The 3,434-nt window shown below is 72.0% G+C and carries 4 protein-coding genes; 1 reads left to right on the top strand and 3 read right to left on the bottom strand.

The features are described from left to right. Nucleotides 1-991 (top strand): glycosyltransferase family A protein (locus JWN68_RS04985; protein ID WP_297735575.1); only part of this gene is annotated, 991 nt, incomplete at its 5' end. 3 nt (nucleotides 992-994) lie between these two features. On the opposite strand, the gene JWN68_RS04980 is transcribed toward JWN68_RS04985, so the two are convergent. From JWN68_RS04980 to JWN68_RS19230, 3 genes are all read right to left on the bottom strand, one after another. Further along, nucleotides 995-2,389 (bottom strand): MFS transporter, encoded by a 1,395-nt coding sequence (locus tag JWN68_RS04980; protein WP_297735572.1) that lies wholly within the window; start codon nucleotides 2,387-2,389, stop codon nucleotides 995-997. Nucleotides 2,390-2,422: 33 nt separating this feature from the next. Further along, a complete protein-coding gene (locus JWN68_RS04975) occupies nucleotides 2,423-3,004 on the bottom strand; it encodes a TetR family transcriptional regulator (RefSeq protein ID WP_297735569.1) in 582 nt (193 codons plus the stop codon). Nucleotides 3,005-3,048: 44 nt separating this feature from the next. Then, nucleotides 3,049-3,434 (bottom strand): rubredoxin (locus tag JWN68_RS19230; RefSeq protein ID WP_366519745.1); only part of this gene is annotated, 386 nt, incomplete at its 5' end.

Below are 3,434 nucleotides of genomic sequence, written 5' to 3'. Positions count from 1 at the left end.
CCCGGCCTCGCCCGTCGACGAATCACGCTTCCTGTCGGTCATCACCCGGACGCAGGGGCGTCGCATCGGTCTCCTGTCCGAGACGCTGGACCGCCTGGCCCAGCAGTCGGACCGCGACTTCGAGGTCCTCGTGGTGCGACACGGGACCGACCACGCACAGGGCCGGCAGGTCGACGGCGTCATCGCCGCCCTGCCGTCGTGGATGCAGGAGCGCGTCCGGGTCCTCGACGTGGAGCGACCAGGACGCAGCGCGCCCCTCAACGCCGGTTTCGAGGCGGCACGTGGCCGCTACGCCTCGATCCTGGACGACGACGACCTGGCGCTCCCCGAGTGGGTCGCGACCTTCCACGACCTCGAGGCGGCACATCCGGGACAGGTGCTGCGCTCGGTCGCCGTACGCCAGCCGGTGCGCGCCGAGATCGGGCCCGACGGCCCGGCGGCGGTGCCGGTCGCCCCGGCCGACCGGTTGTGGCCGACCACCTTCCACTTCGTCGACCACCTCCTCGTCAATCACACGCCGCCGGTTGCCCTGGCCTATCCGCTCACGGTCTTCCGCGACCTGGGTGAGCGGTTCGACGAGTCCCTGGACACCACCGAGGACTGGGACTTCCTGATGCGTGCCGCCAGCCTGGTGGGCGTCGCCAGCAGCCCGATCGAGACCTGCACCTACCGCTGGTGGGTGGAGGCGGAGGGCTCCCGCGCCGAGCACACCGAGGCCGAGTGGGTCAGCAACGAAGAGGTGGTCCGCGCCAAGCTCGACGCGCTCGGGATGCGCCTCCCGCCGGGGTCGGTGGCCCGGCTCCGGCAGCTGGTGACCGAGCGCGACGACAAGATCGCCACCCTCGAGGCCGAACGCGATCGCGAGGCGGCCAACGCACAGCAGCTGCTCGGGGAGGCGCAGGCCTACCTCGCCCGCCTCAACGAGGCCGAGGAACGCATCCGGGAGCAGCGCGGCCGGATCCAGAAGCTGCGCGCGCGCCTGGCCGACTGAGCATCACCCGGGCATGCGCGGCGGGATCGTCAGCCACGACACCGCGCCGCCGAGGGCGAGCAGCACAGCGCACGCCACCATCGCGATCGGGTACGCCGCGTCGAAGACCAGCGGGTCGGCATACTCCGCGCCCGAGAGACCCACGGCGGTCGGCAGCGCCGCGACCGCCATCAGCGAGCCGGCACGCGCGACCGCGTTGTTGATGCCGCTCGCGATGCCGGCGAGGTGGTCGGGTGCCGCGGCCAGCACCGTGGCCGTCAGTGGGGCGACCATCAGGGCCAGCCCGAGCCCGAAGACGGTCACGCCGGGGAAGACGTCGAGCCAGTAGTTGACGTCCGCGTCTGCGCGCAGGACCAGCACGGTGCCCAGCGCCATCACGAGCGGGCCGACCGTCATCGGGATCCGCGGACCGATCCGGCTCCCGAGCTCGCCTCCCTTCGCGGCGAGGAACAGCATGCAGATCGTGATCGGCAGCGTCGCCAGACCCGCCTCCAGGGCGTTGTAGCCGCTCACCGTCTGGAGCTGCAGGACCAGGAAGAACGACATGGCTCCCAGCGCGGCATAGACCAGGAAGGTCATCAGGTTGGAGGCGCTGAACGTCCGGTCGCGGAAGAGTCCCGGGGGCATCATCGGCGCCTTCGTGCGGAGCTCCAGGGCCACGAAGGCGACCGCGGCGAGCAGCCCGAGCACCCCCGCCCACATCGCCCCCGGGCCGCCCCACTCGATGAGGGCGAACGTGATGCCGCCGAGCGCCAGCGCCGCCAGCACCGCGCCTGCCACGTCGAAGTGCCCCACCGCCGACGGGTCCCGGGTCTCGGGCACCCAACGCCACGCGATCAGGACGGTGACGACCGCGAGGGGCAGGTTGATCAGGAAGATCCAGCGCCACGAGGCGTGGTCCACCAGCACCCCGCCCACGAAGGGGCCGATGGCGGCCGCCACCCCACCCAGCCCCGACCACGCTCCGATCGCCTTGCCGCGGTCCGCGGGCACGAAGGCGCCCTGGATCATGGCGAGGCTGCCCGGGGTGAGGAGAGCGCCGCCGACCCCCTGCAGGATCCGGGCCACGATCAGGACCTCGGCGTTCGGGGCCAAGCCGCAGAGCGCGCTGGCCAGCGCGAACCAGACGGTCCCGACGACGAACATCCGCCGGCGACCGAGCCGGTCGCCGAGCGAGCCGCCGAGCAGGATCAGCGCAGCCAGCGAGAGGAGGTAGCCGTTGTTGATCCACTGCAGCTGGGCCAGCGAGGCATCCAGGTCGTCGCCGATGGTGCGCAGCGCCACGTTGACCACGCTGCCGTCGAGCCAGGTCATCCCCGAGCCGAGCACCGCAGCGGCGATGATCGCGCGCCCGCTGGTCGTGCCCATCCGGATGCCCTCAGGGGCGGAGCTCGTCACGTGCCCGAGAATAGGCGCGGTTCCCCCGAGAGCTCAGCCCAGCACGCGCCGGGCGACGAAGCCCAGGCTGGCGGCAGTGCGGGCAGGCGTGCCGCTCGGTTGCATGACGTGGCTCAGCACCACGCGCACCACCATGTCGATGGCCCCGTCCAGCTCAGCAGGAGCCAGTGGCGGCTGGTAGGCGGCCACGCGCTCGGTCACTGCCACCTTGGCCAGCTCGAGCAGGGGCGTCGAGTGGGTGGTGAGCAGCGGCAGGAGCTCGGTGTCGGCGCCGTGGGTCGCGGACACCACCGCGTGGAGCAGCTGGTTGTCCTGGGCATGCTCGAGCACCGCCAGGATCGCGCTCTCCAGCGCGGTCGAGAGGTCGTCCGGGTGGTCGTCGAAGGCGCTGGTCACGATCCCCAGGAAGCGCTCGAGCTCGGCCAGGATCATCGCCTCGGCCAGCGCCTTCTTCGTGCCGATCTCGTTGTAGACGGTCTGGCGGCTGACCCCCACTGACTCCGCCAGCCGGGCCATCGTCACGTTGGCCCACCCGGCCTGGGTGGTCATCTCCACGGCCGCCGTGACCAACCGTCCGTGCAGCGTCTCCCCGACGAGCCCACCGCGCACAGCCATGCCTTCGAGTCTAGGTGAGGCCCTGGTGGCCCAGCCTTCACGGACTAGGCGAGAGACCGGTTCAACGAGGGGTCGAACGGCACGAAGTCGGCCTTGTCCCGCACACCGCAGTCCGGGCAGGTCCAGTCGGTCGGGATGTCGGCCCACGCGGTGCCGGCGGCGAAGCCCTCGTGCTCGTCACCCGCGGCGACCTCGTAGACGTAGTCGCAGCCGGGGCAGCGGGCCGCGAGCAGGCCGGGCGTGGCGTCCTCGGCGGCCTTACGCTCGGCCGCCGTCGGGGCGGGGTAGCGCTCGAGGTAGGCGGCGCGCTTGCGGGGGCTGACGTTGGCCAGGGTGACGTCACCACCGAAGTGGGCGACGACCCGCGGGTCCATCACCCGACGCCAGATCGGCGGCACGATCGCCAGGATGATCATCCCGGCGTAGCCCG

The organism is Nocardioides sp., assembly GCF_025964975.1.
In the GTDB taxonomy this organism is placed as follows: domain Bacteria; phylum Actinomycetota; class Actinomycetes; order Propionibacteriales; family Nocardioidaceae; genus Nocardioides.
Note: the sequence above shows the minus strand (reverse complement) of the source record. Positions and strands in the feature narration are given on the sequence as shown.

Coding starts and splice junctions, on each gene's coding strand:
- JWN68_RS04975 (WP_297735569.1), bottom strand. CDS start 3,004: ATGGCTGTGCGCGGTGGGCTCGTCGGGGAGACGCTGCACGGACGGTTG.